The organism is Streptomyces lydicus (genome assembly GCF_001729485.1).
GTDB lineage: Bacteria > Actinomycetota > Actinomycetes > Streptomycetales > Streptomycetaceae > Streptomyces > Streptomyces lydicus_D.
Genome location: NZ_CP017157.1, coordinates 2,348,623 through 2,367,772, shown reverse-complemented (window position 1 = coordinate 2,367,772; position 19,150 = coordinate 2,348,623). Strand labels below are relative to the sequence as shown.

At 71.1% G+C, this 19,150-nt stretch carries 18 protein-coding genes; 9 read left to right on the top strand and 9 right to left on the bottom strand.

What is annotated here, in order from left to right:
* Positions 1-177: 177 nt before the first annotated feature.
* From SL103_RS10170 to SL103_RS10155, 4 genes are all read left to right on the top strand, one after another.
* Positions 178-1,053, top strand: a complete 876-nt coding sequence (locus tag SL103_RS10170) for an SDR family NAD(P)-dependent oxidoreductase (RefSeq protein WP_069568483.1) — start codon at positions 178-180, stop codon at positions 1,051-1,053.
* On the top strand, positions 1,050-2,177 hold the full coding sequence (locus SL103_RS10165; protein WP_069568481.1) for an S-adenosylmethionine:tRNA ribosyltransferase-isomerase: 1,128 nt from the start codon (positions 1,050-1,052) through the stop codon (positions 2,175-2,177). The genes SL103_RS10170 and SL103_RS10165 overlap by 4 nt, the downstream gene beginning before the upstream one ends.
* Before the next feature lie 16 nt (positions 2,178-2,193).
* A complete protein-coding gene (locus SL103_RS10160; RefSeq protein ID WP_208869844.1) occupies positions 2,194-2,895 on the top strand; it encodes a nitroreductase family protein in 702 nt (233 codons plus the stop codon).
* Between the two features lie 315 nt (positions 2,896-3,210).
* Entirely contained in the window at positions 3,211-3,969 is a 759-nt protein-coding gene (locus SL103_RS10155; protein ID WP_069568477.1) for a transglycosylase SLT domain-containing protein, read from the top strand.
* 97 nt (positions 3,970-4,066) lie between these two features.
* Here SL103_RS10155 and SL103_RS10150 read toward each other — a convergent pair whose 3' ends face one another.
* Positions 4,067-6,637 (bottom strand): ABC transporter ATP-binding protein/permease, encoded by a 2,571-nt coding sequence (locus tag SL103_RS10150; RefSeq protein WP_069568475.1) that lies wholly within the window; start codon positions 6,635-6,637, stop codon positions 4,067-4,069.
* 571 nt (positions 6,638-7,208) lie between these two features.
* On the opposite strand from SL103_RS10150, the gene serB reads away from it, so the two are divergent.
* Entirely contained in the window at positions 7,209-8,456 is a 1,248-nt protein-coding gene (serB, locus tag SL103_RS10145) for a phosphoserine phosphatase SerB (protein ID WP_069568474.1), read from the top strand.
* 126 nt (positions 8,457-8,582) lie between these two features.
* Here serB and SL103_RS10140 read toward each other — a convergent pair whose 3' ends face one another.
* The 4 genes from SL103_RS10140 to SL103_RS10130 all read right to left on the bottom strand — a co-directional run bounded on the left by SL103_RS10140 (position 8,583) and on the right by SL103_RS10130 (position 11,041).
* Complete coding sequence (locus tag SL103_RS10140) at positions 8,583-9,101, bottom strand: SixA phosphatase family protein (RefSeq protein ID WP_069568473.1); 519 nt, start codon at positions 9,099-9,101, stop codon at positions 8,583-8,585.
* A gap of 86 nt (positions 9,102-9,187) precedes the next feature.
* Positions 9,188-9,427 (bottom strand): hypothetical protein, encoded by a 240-nt coding sequence (locus SL103_RS10135; protein ID WP_069568472.1) that lies wholly within the window; start codon positions 9,425-9,427, stop codon positions 9,188-9,190.
* Positions 9,428-9,612: 185 nt separating this feature from the next.
* The gene (locus SL103_RS39200; RefSeq protein WP_266105127.1) at positions 9,613-9,729 is read right to left on the bottom strand and encodes an SGM_5486 family transporter-associated protein; all 117 of its coding nucleotides are present in this window, start codon (positions 9,727-9,729) and stop codon (positions 9,613-9,615) included.
* A gap of 16 nt (positions 9,730-9,745) precedes the next feature.
* Positions 9,746-11,041 (bottom strand): CynX/NimT family MFS transporter, encoded by a 1,296-nt coding sequence (locus SL103_RS10130; protein ID WP_069568471.1) that lies wholly within the window; start codon positions 11,039-11,041, stop codon positions 9,746-9,748.
* Between the two features lie 145 nt (positions 11,042-11,186).
* Between SL103_RS10130 and SL103_RS10125 the strand changes: the two genes are divergently transcribed.
* The gene (locus SL103_RS10125) at positions 11,187-11,870 is read left to right on the top strand and encodes a FadR/GntR family transcriptional regulator (RefSeq protein ID WP_069568469.1); all 684 of its coding nucleotides are present in this window, start codon (positions 11,187-11,189) and stop codon (positions 11,868-11,870) included.
* A 66-nt stretch (positions 11,871-11,936) separates the two neighbouring features.
* Here the strand turns inward: SL103_RS10125 and fabI are convergent, their stop codons facing one another.
* Positions 11,937-12,707, bottom strand: coding sequence for an enoyl-ACP reductase FabI (gene fabI, locus SL103_RS10120; protein WP_069568468.1), 771 nt, complete (start codon positions 12,705-12,707; stop codon positions 11,937-11,939).
* A gap of 5 nt (positions 12,708-12,712) precedes the next feature.
* Positions 12,713-13,417 carry a 3-oxoacyl-[acyl-carrier-protein] reductase gene (fabG, locus tag SL103_RS10115; RefSeq protein WP_069568467.1) on the bottom strand — a complete coding sequence of 235 codons (705 nt, stop codon included), beginning with the start codon at positions 13,415-13,417 and terminating at the stop codon, positions 12,713-12,715.
* Positions 13,418-13,633: 216 nt separating this feature from the next.
* Here fabG and SL103_RS10110 point away from each other — a divergent pair, with 216 nt between their 5' ends.
* Positions 13,634-15,169 carry a TldD/PmbA family protein gene (locus SL103_RS10110; protein ID WP_069568466.1) on the top strand — a complete coding sequence of 512 codons (1,536 nt, stop codon included), beginning with the start codon at positions 13,634-13,636 and terminating at the stop codon, positions 15,167-15,169.
* A gap of 191 nt (positions 15,170-15,360) precedes the next feature.
* On the opposite strand, the gene SL103_RS35850 is transcribed toward SL103_RS10110, so the two are convergent.
* Entirely contained in the window at positions 15,361-15,561 is a 201-nt protein-coding gene (locus tag SL103_RS35850) for a DUF397 domain-containing protein (RefSeq protein ID WP_079145671.1), read from the bottom strand.
* Positions 15,558-16,403, bottom strand: a complete 846-nt coding sequence (locus SL103_RS10105; protein ID WP_069568459.1) for a helix-turn-helix domain-containing protein — start codon at positions 16,401-16,403, stop codon at positions 15,558-15,560. Before SL103_RS10105 ends, SL103_RS35850 begins: the two co-directional genes overlap by 4 nt.
* A 1,354-nt stretch (positions 16,404-17,757) precedes the next feature.
* Here SL103_RS10105 and SL103_RS39195 point away from each other — a divergent pair.
* The gene (locus SL103_RS39195; protein WP_279631146.1) at positions 17,758-17,886 is read left to right on the top strand and encodes a hypothetical protein; all 129 of its coding nucleotides are present in this window, start codon (positions 17,758-17,760) and stop codon (positions 17,884-17,886) included.
* A 124-nt stretch (positions 17,887-18,010) separates the two neighbouring features.
* Entirely contained in the window at positions 18,011-18,802 is a 792-nt protein-coding gene (locus SL103_RS10095) for a protein kinase domain-containing protein (protein WP_347877891.1), read from the top strand.
* The last annotated feature ends 348 nt before the right edge of the window (positions 18,803-19,150 follow it).

The window sequence follows — 19,150 nt, the reverse complement described above, 5'->3', positions numbered from 1 at the left end:
CCGTACCGGCGGGGCGCGCGGCCCGTATCGGTCCGGCGACGCCTCCGCCTGGGCCCCCGGCCCTAGGGCGAATGCCCTGCCCGGGACCGGTCCGCCGGCCGACGTGCGCGGGGCGGGGGCGTTCCTACGGTGAGGGCGTGGCCGGGGCGGCCGTCCCGGCGGGAAGGGGACGCGATCATGCCGGTGGCGATCATCACGGGGGCGTCGAAGGGACTGGGCCGGGCGCTGGCCCGGGCACTGGCCGCACGCGGCTGGGACCTGGTGGTGGACGCCCGGTCGACCGGGCCGCTCCAGGAGGCGGCGCGGGAGCTGCGCGGGGCGGGGGGCCGGGTGGTGGCGCACGTCGGGGACGTGGCGGACGGCGGGCACCGGGCGGCGCTGGTGGCCGCGGCGGCGGAGCTGGGCGGGCTCGATCTGCTGGTGAACAACGCGAGCGCGCTGGGCGCCGAGCCGCTGGTGCGGCTGGCGGAGCATCCGCTGGACGGGCTGCGCCGGGCGCTGGAGGTGAATGTGGTGGCGCCGCTGGCACTGATTCAGCTCGCTTTGCCACTTTTGCGTAATTCAACCTATGGCTCCTATCTGTCCTCGTATGAAGGAGAGGCACCTTATATAGGAGAAGCTCCTTCGGGGCGGCCGGGTGGGGCCATCGGTGCGTACGAGGCGCACACCACATGCGGGAATTCCCATAATTCTTATTTGTCCGATTCGACCCCTTATGCGGGAACGGGTGGCGCCGTCCTCTGCCTCAGTTCGGACGCGGCGGTCGAGGCGTACCCCACCTGGGGCGGCTACGGGGCCTCGAAGGCCGCGCTGGACCAGCTGTCCGCGGTGCTCGCGGTGGAGGAGCCGGGGCTGCGCGTGTGGTGCGTCGACCCGGGCGACATGCGGACCGATCTGTACGCGGCCGCCGTCCCGGACGACGACGCCTCCGGGCGGCCGCTCCCCGGAACGGTGGTGCCCGCCCTGCTGCGGCTGCTGGACCGGGGCGCCCCGAGCGGGCGATACCCGGCGGCCGGGGCGGCGGCCCCGGCGGACACCGGGAGTGCCCGGTGATCGCGGACACGCTGCGGGTACCGGCGGAGCTGTCCGCCCGGGTGCCGGCCGAGCAGCGGGGCCCCGGGCTGGGCCGGGACGCCGTACGGCTGCTGGTGAGCCGGGGTACCGCGGAGCCCGCGCACCACGCCTTCGGCGAGCTGCCGGAGCTGCTGGCACCCGGGGACGTGCTGGTCGTCAACACCTCCAGCACGCTGCCGGCGGCGGTCGACGGACGGGTCGGGGACGGCCGGGGACGCGGTGAGCCGGTGGTGGTGCACTTCTCGACCCGGGCCGACCGGTGGCACCCGGCGGGCCGGGCGGTGGCCGGCCGCTGGGCGGTCGAGCTGCGCAGCCCGGACGGCCGGGGCAGCACCCGCCCGCGGGCGGGCGGCCCGCCCGGCGCGGTGGTGCGGATGCCGGGCGGGGCACGGCTGGCGCTGGAGGCGCCGGTGGACCCCGGGGGCGTACGGCTGTGGTGGGCGCGGCTGAGGGGCGCCCGGGCGGACGAGCTGATGCGCCGCCACGGGCGACCGATCCGGTACGGCTACACCGACCGGGACCAGCCGCTCGCGGCGTACCGGACGGTGTTCGCGGTGGACTCCCCCGGCGGCGGCAGCGCGGAGATGCCGAGCGCGGCCCGGCCGTTCACCGCGGAGCTGGTGGCGCGGCTGGTGAGCAAGGGGGTGCAGTTCGCGCCGATCTCGCTGGACACGGGGGTGGCGTCGGCGGAGGCGTTCGAGCCGCCGTACCCGGAGCGGTTCGTGGTGCCGGCGGCGACGGCGTGGCTGGTGAACGCCGCGCGGGCGCGCCGGAGGGCGGCGCCGCGGGCTGTCGGCGGCCGGATCGTCGCGGTGGGCACGACGGCCGTACGGGCCCTGGAGTCGGCGGCCGGCGCGGACGGGCGGATCCGGGCCGCGGCCGGCTGGACGGACCTCGTGGTGACCCCGGAGCGCGGCGTACGGGCGGTGGACGGCCTGCTCACCGGGCTGCACGAGCCCACCGCGTCGCATCTGCTGATGCTGCGGGCGGTGGCGTCGGCGACCGCGGACGGGGAGGCGCTGGGGCGCGCCTACGCGGCGGCGGTGCGGCGGCGCTACCTGTGGCACGAATTCGGTGACCTGCATCTGCTGCTGCCGGGCTGAGTCCCAGACTCGGTGCATGTCGCATTCAACGAGGAGCTGGGCGCCGGCCGACGGCGAGCCCTACCGGCCGGTGCCCTACCGCCCGGAGCGGATGCCCGCGGCCGAGTCGCTGGCCCGGGCCGCCGAGCTGCGGGAGCGGATGAACCGGCGGCGTACGGTCCGGCAGTTCGCCGCGGATCCGGTGCCGGAACAGGTGGTGCGGGACGCGATCGCCTGTGCGGCCACCGCGCCGTCCGGGGCGCATCAGCAGCCCTGGACGTTCGTGCTGGTCAGGGACCCCGAGGTGCGCCGCCGGATCCGGGCGGCGGCGGAGGCGGAGGAGCAGGTCTCCTACCGGGGGCGGCTGGGCGAGGAGTGGCTGGCGGCGCTGCGGCCGCTGGGCACGGACGAGGTCAAACCGCATCTGACCGACGCCCCGCAGCTGATCGTCGTCTTCCGGCAGCGGCACCGGCTGGACGCGGACGGCAGCAAGCACAAGCACTACTACGTCGACGAGTCGGTGGGGATCGCGGTCGGCATGCTGCTGACCGCGCTGCACCTGTCGGGGCTGGCGGCGCTGGTGCACACGCCCAGTCCGATGCGGTTCCTGCAGGAGGTGCTGGGGCGTCCGGCGAACGAGAAAGCGTTCGCGGTGATTCCGGTGGGATATCCGGCGCCGGAGTGCGTCGTGCCCGATCTGATGCGGAAGTCCCTTGATCAGGTCATGGTCGAGGTCTAACGCACACAGCCTGTGCATTCGCAATTACGTCCGGCGAGACAATCCCCCTCGCGGTGTGACGCCGCGCATAGGGCCTACATCACGTACGACCCGGGTTAGTGGTCTACCCAATAGCGTGTGACCTGGGAAGCAGGTATTCGGAAAGCAATATTCCGATACACGGTTCCACTAACTCGGATCGTACGTCACACCTTTGCCGGGGCAATTTTCGGCCGCTAAGAATGGCCTCCATCGCTCGGCGCCGTGGTCAGGACTCGGCGTTCGCCGCCGTTCGAGGCCCGTGCGATACCGCCCCATCGGAAGGTCTGTCCCGCCATGCCCCAGCACGCCATTTCTGGTCTCAACCGTCTGACCCGGACGCACAAGCTGTCCGCCGCCGGTGTCGCCACCGCCGGTGCCGCCGCTCTGGTCTTCGCCCTCGTACCGGGTGCCGACGCCGGCCAGGGCCAGGCCCGGGCCACGACGATCGAGAACGTGAAGCCGGTCGCCTTCAGCGCGGTCGACACCGCCGCGAAGACCCAGCAGGCCACGATCGCCAAGCAGGCCGCCGAGTCGACCGCCCAGGGCAAGGCCGAGGCGGCCGCGAAGCAGGCCGCCGCCGCGAAGGCGGCCAAGGCGAAGGCCGCCGCGAAGGCCAAGGCCGAGCAGGAGCGCAAGGCGCAGCAGACCGCGAGCCGGTCCGCCGTCCGCACCGCGATCCCGGCCGCCGCGCCGAAGCCCGCCGCCGCGCCGAAGCCGGCCGTCAAGACCTACCCGAACAACCTCGACGGCTGGATCCGCCAGTCGCTCGACGTGATGGCCAAGAAGGGCATCCCGGGCTCGTACAACGGCCTGTACCGCAACATCATCCGGGAGTCCTCGGGCAACCCGATGGCGATCAACCTGTGGGACATCAACGCCCAGAACGGCATCCCGTCCAAGGGCCTGCTCCAGGTGATCGACCCGACGTTCAAGCAGTACCACGTCGCGGGCACCTCCTGGAACATCTACGACCCGGTCGCCAACATCACCGCCGCCTGCAACTACGCGGCCGCCAAGTACGGCTCGATGGACAACGTCAACTCGGCCTACTGAGCCACTGGTTGACACCTTCCGTGCCACGCGCACACACCGCCGAGGGGCGGCACCCGCAATCGGGTGCCGCCCCTCGGGCGTTGCGGTGGGGTGCGCGCTACTTGCGCATCACCTCGGGCTCGTGGCGGCGCAGCAGCCGTGCGACGACGAAGGCGAGCGCGACGCCCAGGCTGATCAGGATGATCATGTCCATCACGTAGACGCCGGTCTGGTGCTTCCACAGCGGGTCGGGGTTGCCCAGCTCCCACGGCAGCAGGGTGTTCATGTCGGCCGTCGCGCCCATCGCGGCGACCGCCCAGCGCGAGGGCATCAGCCAGGCCACCTGGGCCACACCGACGGTGTCGAAGAGCTGGAAGAGCACGCCGGTGAAGACCACCTGGACGATGGCGAACATGACCAGCAGCGGCATGGTCTTCTCGGCGGTCTTGACCAGCGAGGAGATGATCAGGCCGAACATCATCGAGGTGAAGCCGAGCGCGATGATCGCCAGCGCCATCTCGACGGCCGGGGCCTTGGGGACGATCAGGCCCTCGTCGGGCATGTTGCGGGTCGAGAAGCCGATCGCCGCGATGATCACGCCCTGGAAGGCGGTGACCACGCCGAGCACGATGATCTTGGACATCAGGTACGCCGACCGCGACAGGCCGGTGGCCCGTTCGCGCTCGTAGATGACCCGCTCCTTGATCAGCTCACGGACCGAGTTCGCCGCGCCGGAGAAGCACATGCCGACCGCGAGGATCAGCATGATCGTGCTGGCGTCGCGGTTGGTGCGGTGCCGGTTCAGCGGGCCGTAGCCGAGGCCGAAGTCGCTGGGGATCAGCATCGAGACCACGCCGAGCACGGCCGGCAGGATCACCATCAGGCCGAGGAAGCCGCGGTCGGAGGCGAGCACCGAGACGTAACGGCGCATCAGCGTCCACAGCTGCGAGCCCCAGCTCTGCGACTTCTGGGTGCGGGCCGGCGGCGCCTGGACGTTCACCGACTGCGGGGCGACGGCGTCGATGTCCGCGGCGTACATCTGGTAGTGCGGGGAGCCGCGCCAGCGGCCCATCCAGTCGTAGTCGCGGTAGTTCTCGAAGGCCGAGAAGACATCCGCCCAGGTGTCGTACTGGAAGAAGTTGAGCGCCTCCTCCGGCGGGCCGAAGTAGGCCACGCCGCCGCCCGGCGCCATCACCAGGAGCTTGTCGCAGAGGCCGAGTTCGGCCACCGAGTGGGTCACGACCAGGACCGTGCGGCCGTCGTCGGCGAGGCCGCGCAGCAGCTGCATGACGTCGCGGTCCATGCCCGGGTCGAGGCCGGAGGTCGGCTCGTCCAGGAAGATCAGCGACGGCTTGGTCAGCAGCTCCAGGGCCACCGAGACGCGCTTGCGCTGGCCGCCGGAGAGCGAGGTGACCTTCTTGTCCTTGTGGACGTGGAGCTTGAGCTCGTGCAGCACCTCGTCGATCCGGGCCTCGCGCTCGGCCTCCGCGGTGTCACCGGGGAAACGGAGCTTGGCCGCGTACCTGAGGGCCTTCTGGACGGTCAGCTCCTTGTGCAGGATGTCGTCCTGCGGGACCAGACCGATGCGCTGGCGCAGCTCGGCGAACTGCTTGTAGAGGTTCCGGTTGTCGTAGAGGACGTCGCCCTGGTCGGCGGGGCGGTAACCGGTCAGCGCCTTGAGCAGCGTCGACTTGCCGGAGCCGGACGGGCCGATGACCGCGACCAGCGACTTCTCCGGGACGCCGAAGGAGACGTCCTTGAGGATCTGCTTGCCGCCGTCGACGGTGACCGTGAGGTGCCGGGCCGAGAAGGAGACCTCGCCGGTGTCGACGAACTCCTCCAGCCGGTCGCCGACCAGCCGGAAGGTGGAGTGGCCGACGCCGATGATGTCGTTCGGGCCGATCACGGCCGTACCGGACTTGGCGACCGGCTGACCGTTGACGTAGGTGCCGTTGTGGCTGCCGAGGTCGCGGATCTCGAACCGGCCGTCGGGGGTGGCGTGGAACTCGGCGTGGTGGCGGGAGACCTGGAGGTCGGAGACGACCAGCTCGTTCTCCAGCGCACGGCCGATCCGCATCACCCGGCCGGTGTCGAGGCGGTGGAAGGTGGTCGGGCTGCGGTCGCCGGCCGGTGCTCCTGCCGGTGCTCCGGCCGGCCGCTGCGCGGGACGCTCCTGGGGCTGCGGAGCCGCCTGCTGGGGCGGGACGTACGGTGCCTGCCGGCCCTGCGGCGGCGCCTGCCAGCCCTGCTGGGCGGGCGGCGGCTGGTGCGTGGGCTGCTGGTGGGCCGGCGGCTGCTGCGCGGGCGGTGCCTGCCAGCCCTGCGCGGCCGCCTGCTGCGGCGGGGCCGTCGCGGGCCGGGCACTGAAGGCGTCGGCGGCCGGCGCGGCGGCGGTGAGGGTCATCCGGGGGCCGTCGGTGGCGTTGCCCAGATGCACGGCCGAGCCGGGGCCGATCTCCATCTGGTGGATCCGCTGGCCCTGGATGTACGTGCCGTTGGTGCTGCCCTGGTCCTCGATCATCCAGCCGCGGCCGGCCCAGCGCACGGTGGCGTGCCGCCAGGAGACCCTGGCGTCGTCGAGCACCATGTCCCCCTGCGGATCACGGCCCACGTTGTAGGACCGGGACGGATCGAGCGTCCAGGTCCTTCCGTTCAATTCCAGTACGAGTTCAGGCACTCCATGCCCCATTACATAGTCCCCCGAGTGACGCCCTGTGTGGGAAGTCTAGGGATGGCGAACATCGTGAGGAACTATTTCAGGCTCGGTCCGCGGACGGGTAACCGGGACGGGAGCGGGCTACGAGCGGCTTCGGCGGGCCCGTCAAAACTCCCGGAGCGCGGGAAGAACCCATGGAAGGGCAGGGATCACCGGATTACGGGTGTTCCGGACGGGCCGCTGTGCGCACGGGGCCCCCGGCGGCCGACTGGGACGCCGTGCGGGCCCACCCCGGAGGCCGCATCATGGGAGATAGCGGACACATCACCGAGCGGCACCACGGTCCGGCGCGGCCGTGGCCGTTGCGCTCCGTCACCGTTGCCGGGTGTCCGGAACGCCGCCCCGCGGCACGGGCGTTGGCGCTCCCGGGCGCCGCGCCGCGGCGTGCGGAGCGGGACGGCCCCGGACACGACTCCATAACGATCGGCGGGACGGCCGGGGCCTCGGGGTCACGGGGTGCGGGCACGCGGCACCGCGTCCCGCCCGGTCCGAACCCCGGACACCCGTACGGACCCGGTGGCCCGGCGGTTACCGTAAGGGCACCATGAGCGCATCGCAGATCCCGCCTGCCACCGCCGTACCGGGCGATGACGTACCGACCCTTCTCGTGAAGATCTTCGGGAAGGACCGGCCCGGCATCACCGCAGGTCTCTTCGACACCCTCGCCGCCTACTCCGTCGATGTCGTGGACATCGAACAGGTCGTGACCCGGGGACGCATCACCCTGTGCGCGCTGGTCACCACCCCCTCCCCCGGCCAGGGCACCACCGGCTCCTCCGAGGGTGACCTGCGGGCGACCGTGCACAGCTGGGCCGAGTCGCTGAACCTCCAGGCGGAGATCATCTCCGGCCGCGGCGACAACCGTCCGCGCGGCACCGGGCGTTCGCACGTCACCGTGCTCGGGCACCCGCTCACCGCGGAGTCGGCCGCCGCCATCGCCGCCGCCATAACGGCCTCCGGCGGCAACATCGACCGTATTTTCCGGCTCGCCAAGTATCCGGTGACCGCCGTCGAGTTCGCGGTGTCCGGCGCCGCGACCGAGGCGCTGCGCACCGTCCTGGCCCCGGAGGCGGCACGCCTGGGGGTGGACGTCGCGGTGGTCGCGGCCGGGCTGCAGCGCCGGGCGCAGCGGCTGGTCGTGATGGACGTCGACTCGACCCTGATCCAGGACGAGGTCATCGAGCTGTTCGCGGCGCACGCCGGCTGTGAGGCGGAGGTCGCCGAGGTGACCGCCGCCGCGATGCGCGGTGAGCTGGACTTCGAGCAGTCGCTGCACGCCCGGGTCGAGCTGCTCGGCGGTCTCGACGAGTCGGTGGTGGAGGCCGTGCGCAAGGAGGTACGGCTGACGCCCGGTGCCCGCACGCTGGTGCGCACCCTCAAGCGGCTCGGCTACCAAGTCGGCGTCGTATCGGGCGGTTTCACCCAGGTCACCGATGCGCTCAAGGAGGAGCTGGGGCTGGACTTCGCCTCCGCCAACACCCTGGAGATCGTCGACGGCAAGCTCACCGGCCGGGTCACCGGGGACATCGTGGACCGGGCCGGCAAGGCGCGGCTGCTGCGGGAGTTCGCGGGGCAGGCCGGGGTGCCGCTGGACCAGACCGTCGCCATCGGTGACGGCGCCAACGACCTGGACATGCTCAACACGGCCGGCCTCGGGGTGGCCTTCAACGCCAAGCCGGTGGTGCGGGAGGCGGCGCACACCGCGGTGAACGTGCCGTTCCTGGACACCGTGCTGTACCTGCTGGGCATCACCCGGGAAGAGGTCGAGGCGGCGGACACCCACGCCGGGTGAGCGCGGCCCCGCACGGGGCGCGTACGAGCGGTGGAACGGAGCAGGGCCCCGGCGGTGTGCCGGGGCCCTGCGCGTGGTGCGGGCCGGCGGGCCGGGGCCCCGCGCGGCGGCGCCGGCCCGCGTGGCTCAGCCCTGGGGCGTCCAGTACGCGATCAGCCGGCCGACGCCGTGCTCGACCGCCTTCCACGAACCGTTGAACGCGACCACGGCCAGTGCGGAGGTCGGGAAGCCGCTGCGGTTCATCCGCGGCAGCAGGTCGGCCTCGGCCTCGCCGGACAGGGCGTCCGCGAGGGCGTGCACGCCCGGGTTGTGACCGATCAGCATCAGGTCGCTGACGTCGTCGGGGGTCTCGTTCAGCAGCGCGATGAGCTCGCCGAGGGAGGCTTCGTAGATCCGCTCCTCGTAGACGGTCCTGGGTCGCTGCGGGAGCTCGTGGACGGCGAGCTTCCAGGTCTCGCGGGTGCGCAGGGACGTCGAGCACAGGGTCAGGTCGGGGACGATTCCGGTGCCGGCCAGCCAGCGACCGGCGACGGGAGCGTCTCTGCGGCCGCGCTCGGCGAGCGGGCGCTCATGGTCGCTGGTCTCCGACCATTCGGCCTTGGCGTGTCGGAGGAGGACAATCCGGCGGGGTGTATCGGCGCTCATGCGTCCCAGCTTCGCACGAAAGACGGCGTGCGGCGCGGGGTGTTGGAGCGCTCCCTCCGCAGGGTGACGGCGCACGCCAGCGCTCCTCACGCACGGATACCGAGGAGCCGGGCGAGCAGCTCCAGCAGCGACGCGAGGCCCTGCGGGGCGCTCGCCGCGCTCGCCCGGGACGTGCTCGCCACCAGGGCCAGCAGGGCGGTGAAGGAGACGACCGGCAGCGCCAGCGCCCACCACGGCAGGCGGGCCCGCAGGCCGGGCGTCCGCAGGCCGCGGGTCCGCGGGCGGCGGGTCCTGGCAGCGGGCGGCCGGCTGAACGCGGCGGACATACGGATCGCCTCCGGGGCGGATCGGAGCCGCGCGGCCACCGGCCGCGCCCACCGCGGGTGCGGTGTACTCCGAAGCTACGGATCACCGGCGACCGTTCCTACCCGGGAAGCCACCCACTTCCCCCTGAGGCCCGTCCCCTAGGGGACAGGGGGCCGTCCCCACCCCGGGGGGGCGGGGCCGCGGGTCACGGCGCCGCGATACTGGCCACGATCGCGACGACGACGGTCACACCGAGCATGAGGCCCAGCATGAGGAGCAGCTTCTTCTGGCTGTTCTGGGGATTCGGTTCGAGCACTGGCATGGGGCCAGTGTCCCACTCAGGTCTCGTCCTCGATGCGGCGGTCCCGACCGGCCAGCACCCCCACCGCGATCTGCGGCACCATCAGCCCGGCCATCAGGGCGATCGGCAGCCCCCAGCCGCCGCTGTGCTGGTAGAGCGTGCCCACGAGCAGCGGCCCGGGGATGGAGATCAGATAGCCGACGCTCTGCGCGAAGGCGGAGAGCTTGACGACGCCGGCGGAGCTGGTCGAACGCATCCCGATCATGGTCAGGGCCAGCGGGAAGGCACAGTTCGAGATCCCCATCAGCAGCGCCCAGGCCCAGGCGCCGGCGGCCGGCGCCAGCCACAGCCCGGCGTAACCGGCCAGGCCGCACAGGCCGAGCAGCACCGCGAGCGGACCCTGGTGCCGCATCCGGGACGCGAGCCGGGGCAGCACGAAGGAGAGCGGGACGCCCATCGCCATGGTGACGGCGAGCAGCACGCCCGCCGTACCGGCCGAGACCCCGGCGTCGCGGAAGATCTGCGGCATCCAGCCCATGGTGATGTACGCGGCGGTGGCCTGCAGTCCGAAGAAGACGGCCAGCGCCCAGGCGGTGGGCGAGGAGGCGATCCGCACCGGGGGCTCCGCGGGGCGCGCCGACTCGTCCGCGGCCGGACCTGCGGTGCCGCGGCGCCGGCCCGCCACGGCGAGCCAGGGCAGTACGGCGACCACGGCGAGCGCCGCCCACACCGCCAGGCCGGTCCGCCAACTGCCGCCCAGCGCACGGGTCATGGGGACGGTGAGCGCGGCGGCCAGCGAGGTGCCCAGGGCCAGCGCCATCGAGTAGAGCCCGGTCATCGGGCCCACCCGGTCGGGGAACCAGCTCTTGATCACGACCGGCATCAGCACATTGCTGACCGCGATGCCGGCCAGGGCGAGCGCGCTGCCGGCGAGGAAGCCGCCGGTGCCGCCCGCGTACGGGCGCACCGCGACGCCCACCGCGACCGCGGCCATCCCGGCGCAGACCACCGCGCCGGGCCCCCGGCGCCGGGCCAGCCGGGGCGCCGCGAAGCCGAAGACGGCGAAGCACAGCGGCGGTACGGAGGTGAGCAGCCCGGCGAGGGTGCCGCTCATGCCGAGGCCGTCGCGGACCTCCTCCAGGAGCGCGCCGAGGCTGGTGATGGCGGGGCGGAGGTTGAGCGCCGCCAGGACGAGACCGGCCATCACGATCCGCGGCAGCCAGCCGCCGAGCGGACCGGTGGCCGGCCGCTGCGGTGCGCCGGGGTCCGGTGCGGCGGGGTCGGTACGGGGCCCGGCGGCGGGGCCGAGGGTCGCGAGGTCGTCGTCTGCCATAGGAGTCATCATAGAATCATGGGATGAATACCTGTCCAGCCGATATCGGTAGCCTCTGCTGTCCCGGGCGGCGCCGGGGGCCGGAAGGACCCGCCGGGCGCCGTGCCGCAGCCGCCCGTCCTCCCCTGCACCCCGGAGCGCAGCCATGCCTCTGACCTCGCCCCGCCGTTCCGCGCTGGCCGACCAGGTGATCGCGCAGCTGCGCGCCCAGATCACCTCCGGTGAGTGGCCGGTGGGACACCGCATCCCCACCGAGCCGGAGCTCGTCGAGCAGCTCGGGGTGGCCCGCAACACCGTCCGCGAGGCGGTCCGGGCCCTGGCCCACAACGGGCTGCTGGACATCCGGCAGGGCTCGGGGACGTACGTGGTGGCGACCAGCGAGCTGGCCGGGGTGATGAACCGGCGGTTCGCGGCGGCCGAGCCCGGACACGTCGCGGAACTGCGCAGCGCCCTGGAGGCGTCCGCCGCCCGGCTCGCCGCGCGCCGCCGCACGGAGCAGGACCTGCGGCAGCTCGACGCGCTGCTGGAGCGGCGCGAGGCGGCCTGGCGGTCGGGGGCGGCCGAGTCCTTCGTGGAGGCGGACGCGACCTTGCACATGGCGATCGTGGCCGCCTCGCACAACGAGGTGCTGGCCGAGATCTACGCCGATCTCGGCGGCGTGCTGCGCGACTTCCTGCGGGCCGACGTCGGCGAGGAGCTGCGGCCCGAGGCGCACATGGACCACTCCCGCCTGGTGGAGGCGATCCGCGCGGGCGACGGCGACCGGGCGGCGGCCGAGGCGGGCGCCCACCCCTTCGGCTGCCGGCCGGGCCTCGCCGAACCCGTCTGAGCCCCCGGGGAACGCGTACTGCCCGCCCCGGGGACCGGGACGGGCAGTACGGACGAGCCAGGAGCGTCAGGCGCCCATCATGTGCACGCCACCGTCGACGTGCACGATCTCACCGGTCGTCCGGGGGAAGAAGTCGGACAGCATGCCGACGACGCCGCGGCCGGCCGGCTCCGGGTCGGCCAGGTCCCAGCCGATCGGGGCGCGGTGGTTCCACACGTCCGCCAGCTCCTCGAAGCCGGGGATGGACTTGGCGGCCATCGACTTGATCGGGCCGGCCGAGACCAGGTTGCAGCGGATGCCCTTCGGGCCCAGGTCGCGCGCCAGGTAGCGGTTGGTGCTCTCCAGCGCCGCCTTGGCCACGCCCATCCAGTCGTACTTCGGCCAGGCGATCTGCGCGTCGAAGGTGAGCCCGACGACCGCGCCGCCGTGCTCCATGAGCGGCAGGCAGGCCATCGTCAGCGACTTGTAGGAGTACGCCGAGACCTGCACCGCGGTGCCGACGTCCTCCCAGCTCGCCTCCAGGAAGTTGAAGGCGCCCTGCGGGCCGAAGGCGATGGAGTGCACGATGCCGTCGATGCGGGCGCCCTCGCCCTGGTGCTCCCGGATCTTGTCCGCGAGCCCGTCCAGGTGCTCCTGGTTGGTGACGTCCAGCTCGATGACCGGGGCTTCCTTGGGGAGCCGCTTGGCGATCCGCTCGACGAGGGAGAGCCGGCCGAAGCCGGTGAGGATGACCTCGGCGCCCTCGTTCTGGGCGACCTTGGCCGCCTGGAAGGCGATCGAGGACTCGGTCAGGACACCCGTGACGAGGATGCGCTTGCCTGCAAGGATTCCACTCATGGTGATCAGTGACCCATGCCCAATCCGCCGTCGACGGGAATGACGGCTCCGGTGATGTACGCGGCCTCGTCGGAGGCCAGGAAGCGGACCGAGGAGGCGATCTCCTCGGGCTGCGCATACCGCGCGAGCGGCACCTGCTTGACGATGCTGTCCCGCTGCTCGTCGCTGAGCACCCGGGTCATGTCGGTGTCGACGAAGCCGGGCGCGACGACGTTGACGGTGATGTTGCGGCTGCCCAGCTCGCGGGCGAGGGAGCGGGCGAAGCCCACCAGACCGGCCTTGGAGGCGGCGTAGTTCGCCTGGCCCGCGGCGCCCATCAGGCCCACCACGGACGAGATCAGCACGACGCGGCCCTTGCGCGCCCGCAGCATCGCCCGGTTGGCCCGCTTGACCACCCGGAACGTGCCGGTGAGGTTGGTCTCCAGGACCGAGGTGAAGTCCTCCTCGGACATCCGCATCAGCAGCTGGTCACGGGTGACGCCGGCGTTGGCCACCAGCACCTCGACCGGACCCTGCTTCTCCTCGATCTCCTTGTACGCCTGCTCGACCTGCTCGCTGTCCGTGATGTCGCACTTCACGGCCAAAAATCCCGCGGGGGGCTCGCCCGAGCGGTAGGTGATGGCGACCTTGTCGCCTGCCTCGGCGAAGGCACGGGCAATGGCGAGGCCGATGCCGCGGTTACCTCCGGTGACCAGAACCGAGCGGCTCAAGAGATCACCCTTTCCGTTTTCTGTCCGTCCTGCGTTCGATACGAAACTATCGGTCACGGGCCCCCGAAGTGGAATCGAGCACGGACAGGGGCGCGCCCCGGTCACTGTCGGGTCTCCACAGAACCGCCGCCGACGCGCCGTGCCGCGCACCGGGCGCGGTCTGGGCCGCGGCGGCACCGCAGGGCATGATGCAGGCGCCGACCACGGGAGGACGCCTTGCCTGCTGCACCCCATGCCCTTGACGAAACGTTCCTGGCGTTGCCGCTGCACGCGCTGGCCGACGCCGCGCTGGCCCGGGCCCGCGCGCTGGGCGCCACGCACGCGGACTTCCGCCTGGAACGGAACCGCAGCGCCTCCTGGCGGCTGCGGGACGCACGGACCGCCGGGACCTCGGACACCACCGACCTCGGCTACGCGGTGCGGGTGGTGCACGACGGCGCCTGGGGCTTCGCGTCCGGCGTTGACCTGACCATGGACGCCGCGGCGCGGGTGGCCGCGCAGGCGGTGGCGATGGCGAAACTGTCGGCGAAGGTCATCCGGGCGGCCGGCGCCGACGAACGCATCGAGCTGGCCGACGAGCCCGCCCACCCCGACCGGACCTGGGTCTCCGCGTACGAGATCAACCCGTTCGACGTACCGGACGCCGACAAGACCGCGCTGCTGGCCGAGTGGAGCGCGCGGCTGCTGGGCGCCGACGGCGTGGCCCACGCGGACGCCTCGCTGCTGACCGTCCAGGAGAACAAGTTCTACGCGGACACCGCGGGCACCACCACCACCCAGCAGCGCGTCCGGCTGCATCCGCAGCTGACCGCGGTCGCGGTGGACCCGGCCGGCGGCGACTTCGACTCGATGCGCACCCTCGCCCCGCCGGCCGGGCGCGGCTGGGAGTACCTGACCGGGGACCACTGGGACTGGGACGGCGAACTGGCCCGCCTGCCCGAGTACCTCGCCGAGAAGATGCACGCCCCCGGCGTCGAGCCCGGCGCGTACGACCTGGTGGTGGATCCCTCCAACCTGTGGCTGACGATCCACGAGTCGGTCGGGCACGCCACCGAGCTGGACCGGGCGCTGGGCTACGAGGCGGCATACGCGGGGACCTCGTTCGCCACCTTCGACCGGCTCGGCGAGCTGGCGTACGGCTCGGCGCTCATGAACGTGACCGGCGACCGGACCGCCGAGCACGGCCTCGCCACGATCGGCTACGACGACGAGGGGGTGGCCGCGCAGTCCTGGGACCTGATCAAGGACGGCACCCTGGTCGGCTACCAACTCGACCGCAGGACCGCGAGGTTGACCGGCTTCGACCGCTCCAACGGCTGCGCGTACGCCGACTCGCCGGCCCATGTGCCGGTCCAGCGGATGGCGAACGTCTCCCTGCGGCCGGCCCCGGACGGGCCGTCCACCGAGGAGCTGATCGCGGGCGTGGAGCGGGGCATCTACGTCGTCGGCGACCGCTCGTGGTCGATCGACATGCAGCGGTACAACTTCCAGTTCACCGGCCAGCGGTTCTTCCGGATCGAGAACGGGCGGCTGGCCGGGCAGCTGCGCGATGTCGCCTACCAGGCGAGCACCACCGACTTCTGGGGCTCGATGAGCGCGGTCGGCGGCCCCGACACCTATGTGCTGGGCGGCGCCTTCAACTGCGGCAAGGCCCAGCCGGGGCAGGTCGCGGCCGTCTCGCACGGCTGCCCCTCGGCCCTGTTCGAGGGCGTGAACATCTTGAACACGACTCAGGAGGCCGGTCGCGCCTGAGGTAGCCCTCGGGGCCGGAAGTGTGCACCAGGTCGACACGCGATCACAGCGAACCGCGGCCTGGGCCACGTCCCGATCCTCATCGACACCTTCACCAGTCTTCACAACAGAAACCCCGGCTACTCTCCGCACTTGGCGGGGTAGCCGGGGGTGAAAGCGCCGAACTTCGAAGCAGGGTGCCAGCGGACAGGTCAGAGGCGAGGACCGTCGTTGATTGCGTCGACAAAGGCCGCCCAAGCGTCCGACGAGAAGCACAGCGTGGGGCCTTCAGGGTTCTTGGAGTCCCGCACGGGGACGACGCCAGCTGCCGCACGAGGCGCCCACTCCAGGCAGTTCCCTCCCTCTGCGCTGCTGTAACTCGACTTGATCCACTGGGTGGGATCGATCTTCATGACAGTGTCTCCATCTGCTGAGCGATCAGGCGCGCGCTGTCCCGTGCCGAAAGGGCGTCGCTTGTGAGCTCATCGTAGGCACGAAGCGCTGTCCGAACGCTGTCGGGATCATCGACGATCCCGACCGTTCGGTAGTTCTCAACACAGACGGTAGTCGCATAGCTTGGCGAGGTCAGCAGAGTTACGGGCCAGTCGGCGAGGAGATGCGCCGGAGCGTCGAACGGAAGGATCTGGATGCGGACGGTTGGCCGCTCCCCATCCTTGAGCAGGGCTCCAAGCTGCCGGTGCATGACCTCCGGAGGACACAAACAGCGCCGGATGACCGACTCGCACAGCACCACACGAACATCCGGAGCCGAGTCCCGGTTGAGTATGGCTCGCCGGGCGCTTCGGTTCGTAACGAATGCCGACACCTCGTCACCACTAGCCCGCGGTGCGCCGCCAGTGAACACCGCCCGTGCGTAGTCAGGCGTCTGGAAGAGACCCGGGACGATGGTTGGCGACCACTCACGGATCACGACCGCAGACCGCTCCAACGACATGCGACGCCGGTACAAGGTGGGGAACGACTGGGCCACGGCCTCTTCGTAGAGGCGCTTGAACTTCCCGTCCGTCGCAAATACCTCATCCAGCAGGGCCGGAAGGTCCACCGGGATCGGGCCCGAGCACGTCTCCACACGGCTGATCGTGCTTTTTGACGTACGAGCCATCTTGGCCAACTGGCTCTGGGTCAGCGGCCGGCTGGGGTGCAACTCCCGTGCGCTCCGACACTCTTCGGCGAACATCCGGCGCGGGTCGGGTGCGCCCTGTGCGCCCCCCGGCGCGCTCTTTTCTCCACTCATAAGTCCCCCTGACCATGAATCTGGTCACGCGTCACAGTGGTGACGTTTCCGCCGGTCAACGGACGGCGCATATGCCCGCCTGACCAATGCCCAGGATGGGCGCTGAAACGCTCCTCAGCCTACCCATTTCTGTACCAGTCTTTCGCTCAGCCAGCCGCACAGCGTGAGCAACGAGTGACTGCGCAGCACACCCCCGGGGGGAACGTAGCTGGACCAGTCAGGCAAAGGAGATGATCTCATGGGCGCCCACGCCCAACCTGCTGCTGTGGGGGAGGAGTTGACCCCCTTGGACCTACGGGTCCTGTCGTGGCAGTACCGGCGACTACGGCCCACTTGGGACACGTGGCAACCACCCCACGGCCCACCCGCCTCCCAGGAGCAGGGTCTCCCCTTCGCCACTCCTGACCGAGCCCTGCTGGCCAGGGTGAGGGACGAGCTGAGGCGGGTGCGCAATGAGGGTCAATGAGCGGGACGCGGAACTCCCGGTGCTGGCGGACTCATCACTGGAACCCGTACCCGTACATGGCTGTGACGTGTGCTGCGCCCTGAGCCGCCAGCGCGAAGGAGCCCGTACCGCGGGAAACCTCTCCAGGGTCCGGACCTGTAACGACGAAATCGCGCACCACCCACACCGAAGGGCGGACCGGGCATGACGACAACCAGGACACAGTCCGCCAGGTTCTTCGTGTCGCCGGATGACATCAGGGCAGGCTCGGTCGTCTACGACCAGGACGGGGCCATGGTCGGCATGGTCCGCGGCGTCTCTCAGCTGACGGTCACCCTGGAGCGGCCCACGGGTCTTATCTGGAGCGTGCCTTACAGCCGTCTCCGACCCGGCACAGAGCACGAGGCACGGCAGCTCCAGGCCCTGGCAAAGCTTCAGCGAGTACGCCGGCGGGGGCTGGCATGAACGGGACCCAGAGCCGCGAACAAGCGGACACTGTGGCAGGCACGGTCGGAGACGACGTGATGACCGTACACAAATTGAGGTGGGCGGGTGAGTCCCTCCGCCCAAAGTGTGGCGCCGGAAATCCCAAGGACGAGACCGTCCAATGGTTGCGGGCCGTAAATTGCCCCGCCTGCCTGAAAGACGGATAACTCTCAAGAAGACCCCCCGGCTACCTGTGGCCGGGCGCGCTCCTCACGGCAGGCCCACAAATTCCCCTGGCCTCCGTCTCCCCCTTCAAGTGCAGGGAGATGCAGGGGGGAGCGCGAAGCGGTCGCCCGGAACCAAGGCACCCGGGCGACCGCCAAAGACCCGTTCCCGCCGGGACTTGCCCAATTGGGCTCCCGCGCCCGGAGCGGTTGCACGACGGTACCGGGACAAGCCCTGTACCCGTGACGCGAGGAGGCAATGGTCTTGACCCTCAAGGAAGCTCTGAAGCGCCGAGCCACCGTGTGTGGTGGTGGGGACGAGGACGACGGCAAGGGCGGCAACCCGCCTACCGGCGACTCTGACGACGGCCGCGACTACCACAGCTGACCGCCGGTAGTCTCCCCCTGCCCAAGGGGCCGACCCTCCACCGAGGGTCGGCCCCCGCTGCTGAGAGGACTGGATGATGCCCAGCTCAGGACCTTTCGAATTGCCCAACCACGTCCAAAGCATCGTGCGTCCCTTGAGTAAACGACTGGTCGTCAACAGGCGGGGCTCCACCGTCTGGGACGTACAGACCGCGGCCGGCCGCTTCGCCGTCAAGCTGGGTTATCGCAGCCAGACACACGCATGGACAGCCTTGGCACCCGCACGGGAGGCCGCCGTCCTTCGCCAGCTCATCGGCCCCGACGGTATTCACTGCGGCGAGTGGGAGGAGGGAACGTGGAGCGCTCAACCGTGGCACGAAGGCCAGTCCCTCTTCACCCTGTGGGAGCCCCACCGCCAAGCCGGCGGCCAGGCCGCCCCCAACCTTGCAGAGGCATTGTCCTGCGCCCTGGCACTCGCCGACCTTCACGACGCCGGCTGGGTGCACGGTGACGTCCAGCCCAACCACTTCGTCATCGGGCCCACTCGCACCACCCTCATCGACCTGGCGCTGGCTCAGGGCGGTGCGGTGCCCAAATCATTCGACTTCAGCTATCGAGGTTGCCTGGTCCACTACGAAGCGCCCGAGATCTCTCAGAGCGTCTTGGAGACCGGCACCGCGGTGCCGACTGTCGAGGCTGACGTATACGCCCTGGGCGCGTCGTTCTTCATCTCGGCAACCGGCTGGCGTCACGTGTCCTATCCGGACGACGCCAGCCGAGAGGATCAGCGGCAAGCCATCGTGGTCCAGCCACATAGGCGGATCACCGTACCGGGTTCACTGGGCAAGCTCATTGAACAGATGATGCGCCGCAACCCAGCAGACAGACCCACCAGCGAAGAAGTTTGCGCAGAACTTCGCAGAGCGTTCCCGGGCTGATCCCCCATAGCGAGACACGCCCCAAGGAGTAACCGCTAGATCTCCCTTTGGGCCGGCACCGACCTCGTGGATGTCGAAACTCGCCCGCCCGATCTTCTGCCCGACCGGTAGGCGTCCAGCCTGGCCGCCTGGCTGGCCTCACGGCTCACCGAGAGCACCGTCGAAGGGCACTTCAAACGGATGAAAGTGCTCAAACGCTAGACGCCCGGCCAAGCAGGTTTCCAACTCCTCCGCAAATCCGTCCTGTTGTCCCGGCGCATCACAGAAGCTGAGACGACCACCTGCATCACACGGCGCGCGGTAGGGCCAGCCGCTCGACACCAGCGGAGGTCACGCCCCATTCCACGC

Bases quoted from the DNA above. Each gene is read 5' to 3' on its own strand.
- SL103_RS10170 (WP_069568483.1), top strand. From the start codon at position 178: ATGCCGGTGGCGATCATCACGGGGGCGTCGAAGGGACTGGGCCGGGCG.
- SL103_RS10160 (WP_208869844.1), top strand. From the start codon at position 2,194: ATGTCGCATTCAACGAGGAGCTGGGCGCCGGCCGACGGCGAGCCCTAC.
- SL103_RS10155 (WP_069568477.1), top strand. From the start codon at position 3,211: ATGCCCCAGCACGCCATTTCTGGTCTCAACCGTCTGACCCGGACGCAC.
- SL103_RS10150 (WP_069568475.1), bottom strand. From the start codon at position 6,637: ATGGGGCATGGAGTGCCTGAACTCGTACTGGAATTGAACGGAAGGACC.
- serB (WP_069568474.1), top strand. From the start codon at position 7,209: ATGAGCGCATCGCAGATCCCGCCTGCCACCGCCGTACCGGGCGATGAC.
- SL103_RS10140 (WP_069568473.1), bottom strand. From the start codon at position 9,101: ATGAGCGCCGATACACCCCGCCGGATTGTCCTCCTCCGACACGCCAAG.
- SL103_RS10135 (WP_069568472.1), bottom strand. From the start codon at position 9,427: ATGTCCGCCGCGTTCAGCCGGCCGCCCGCTGCCAGGACCCGCCGCCCG.
- SL103_RS39200 (WP_266105127.1), bottom strand. From the start codon at position 9,729: ATGCCAGTGCTCGAACCGAATCCCCAGAACAGCCAGAAGAAGCTGCTC.
- SL103_RS10130 (WP_069568471.1), bottom strand. From the start codon at position 11,041: ATGGCAGACGACGACCTCGCGACCCTCGGCCCCGCCGCCGGGCCCCGT.
- SL103_RS10125 (WP_069568469.1), top strand. From the start codon at position 11,187: ATGCCTCTGACCTCGCCCCGCCGTTCCGCGCTGGCCGACCAGGTGATC.
- fabI (WP_069568468.1), bottom strand. From the start codon at position 12,707: ATGAGTGGAATCCTTGCAGGCAAGCGCATCCTCGTCACGGGTGTCCTG.
- SL103_RS35850 (WP_079145671.1), bottom strand. From the start codon at position 15,561: ATGAAGATCGATCCCACCCAGTGGATCAAGTCGAGTTACAGCAGCGCA.
- SL103_RS10105 (WP_069568459.1), bottom strand. From the start codon at position 16,403: ATGAGTGGAGAAAAGAGCGCGCCGGGGGGCGCACAGGGCGCACCCGAC.
- SL103_RS39195 (WP_279631146.1), top strand. From the start codon at position 17,758: ATGGTCTTGACCCTCAAGGAAGCTCTGAAGCGCCGAGCCACCGTGTGT.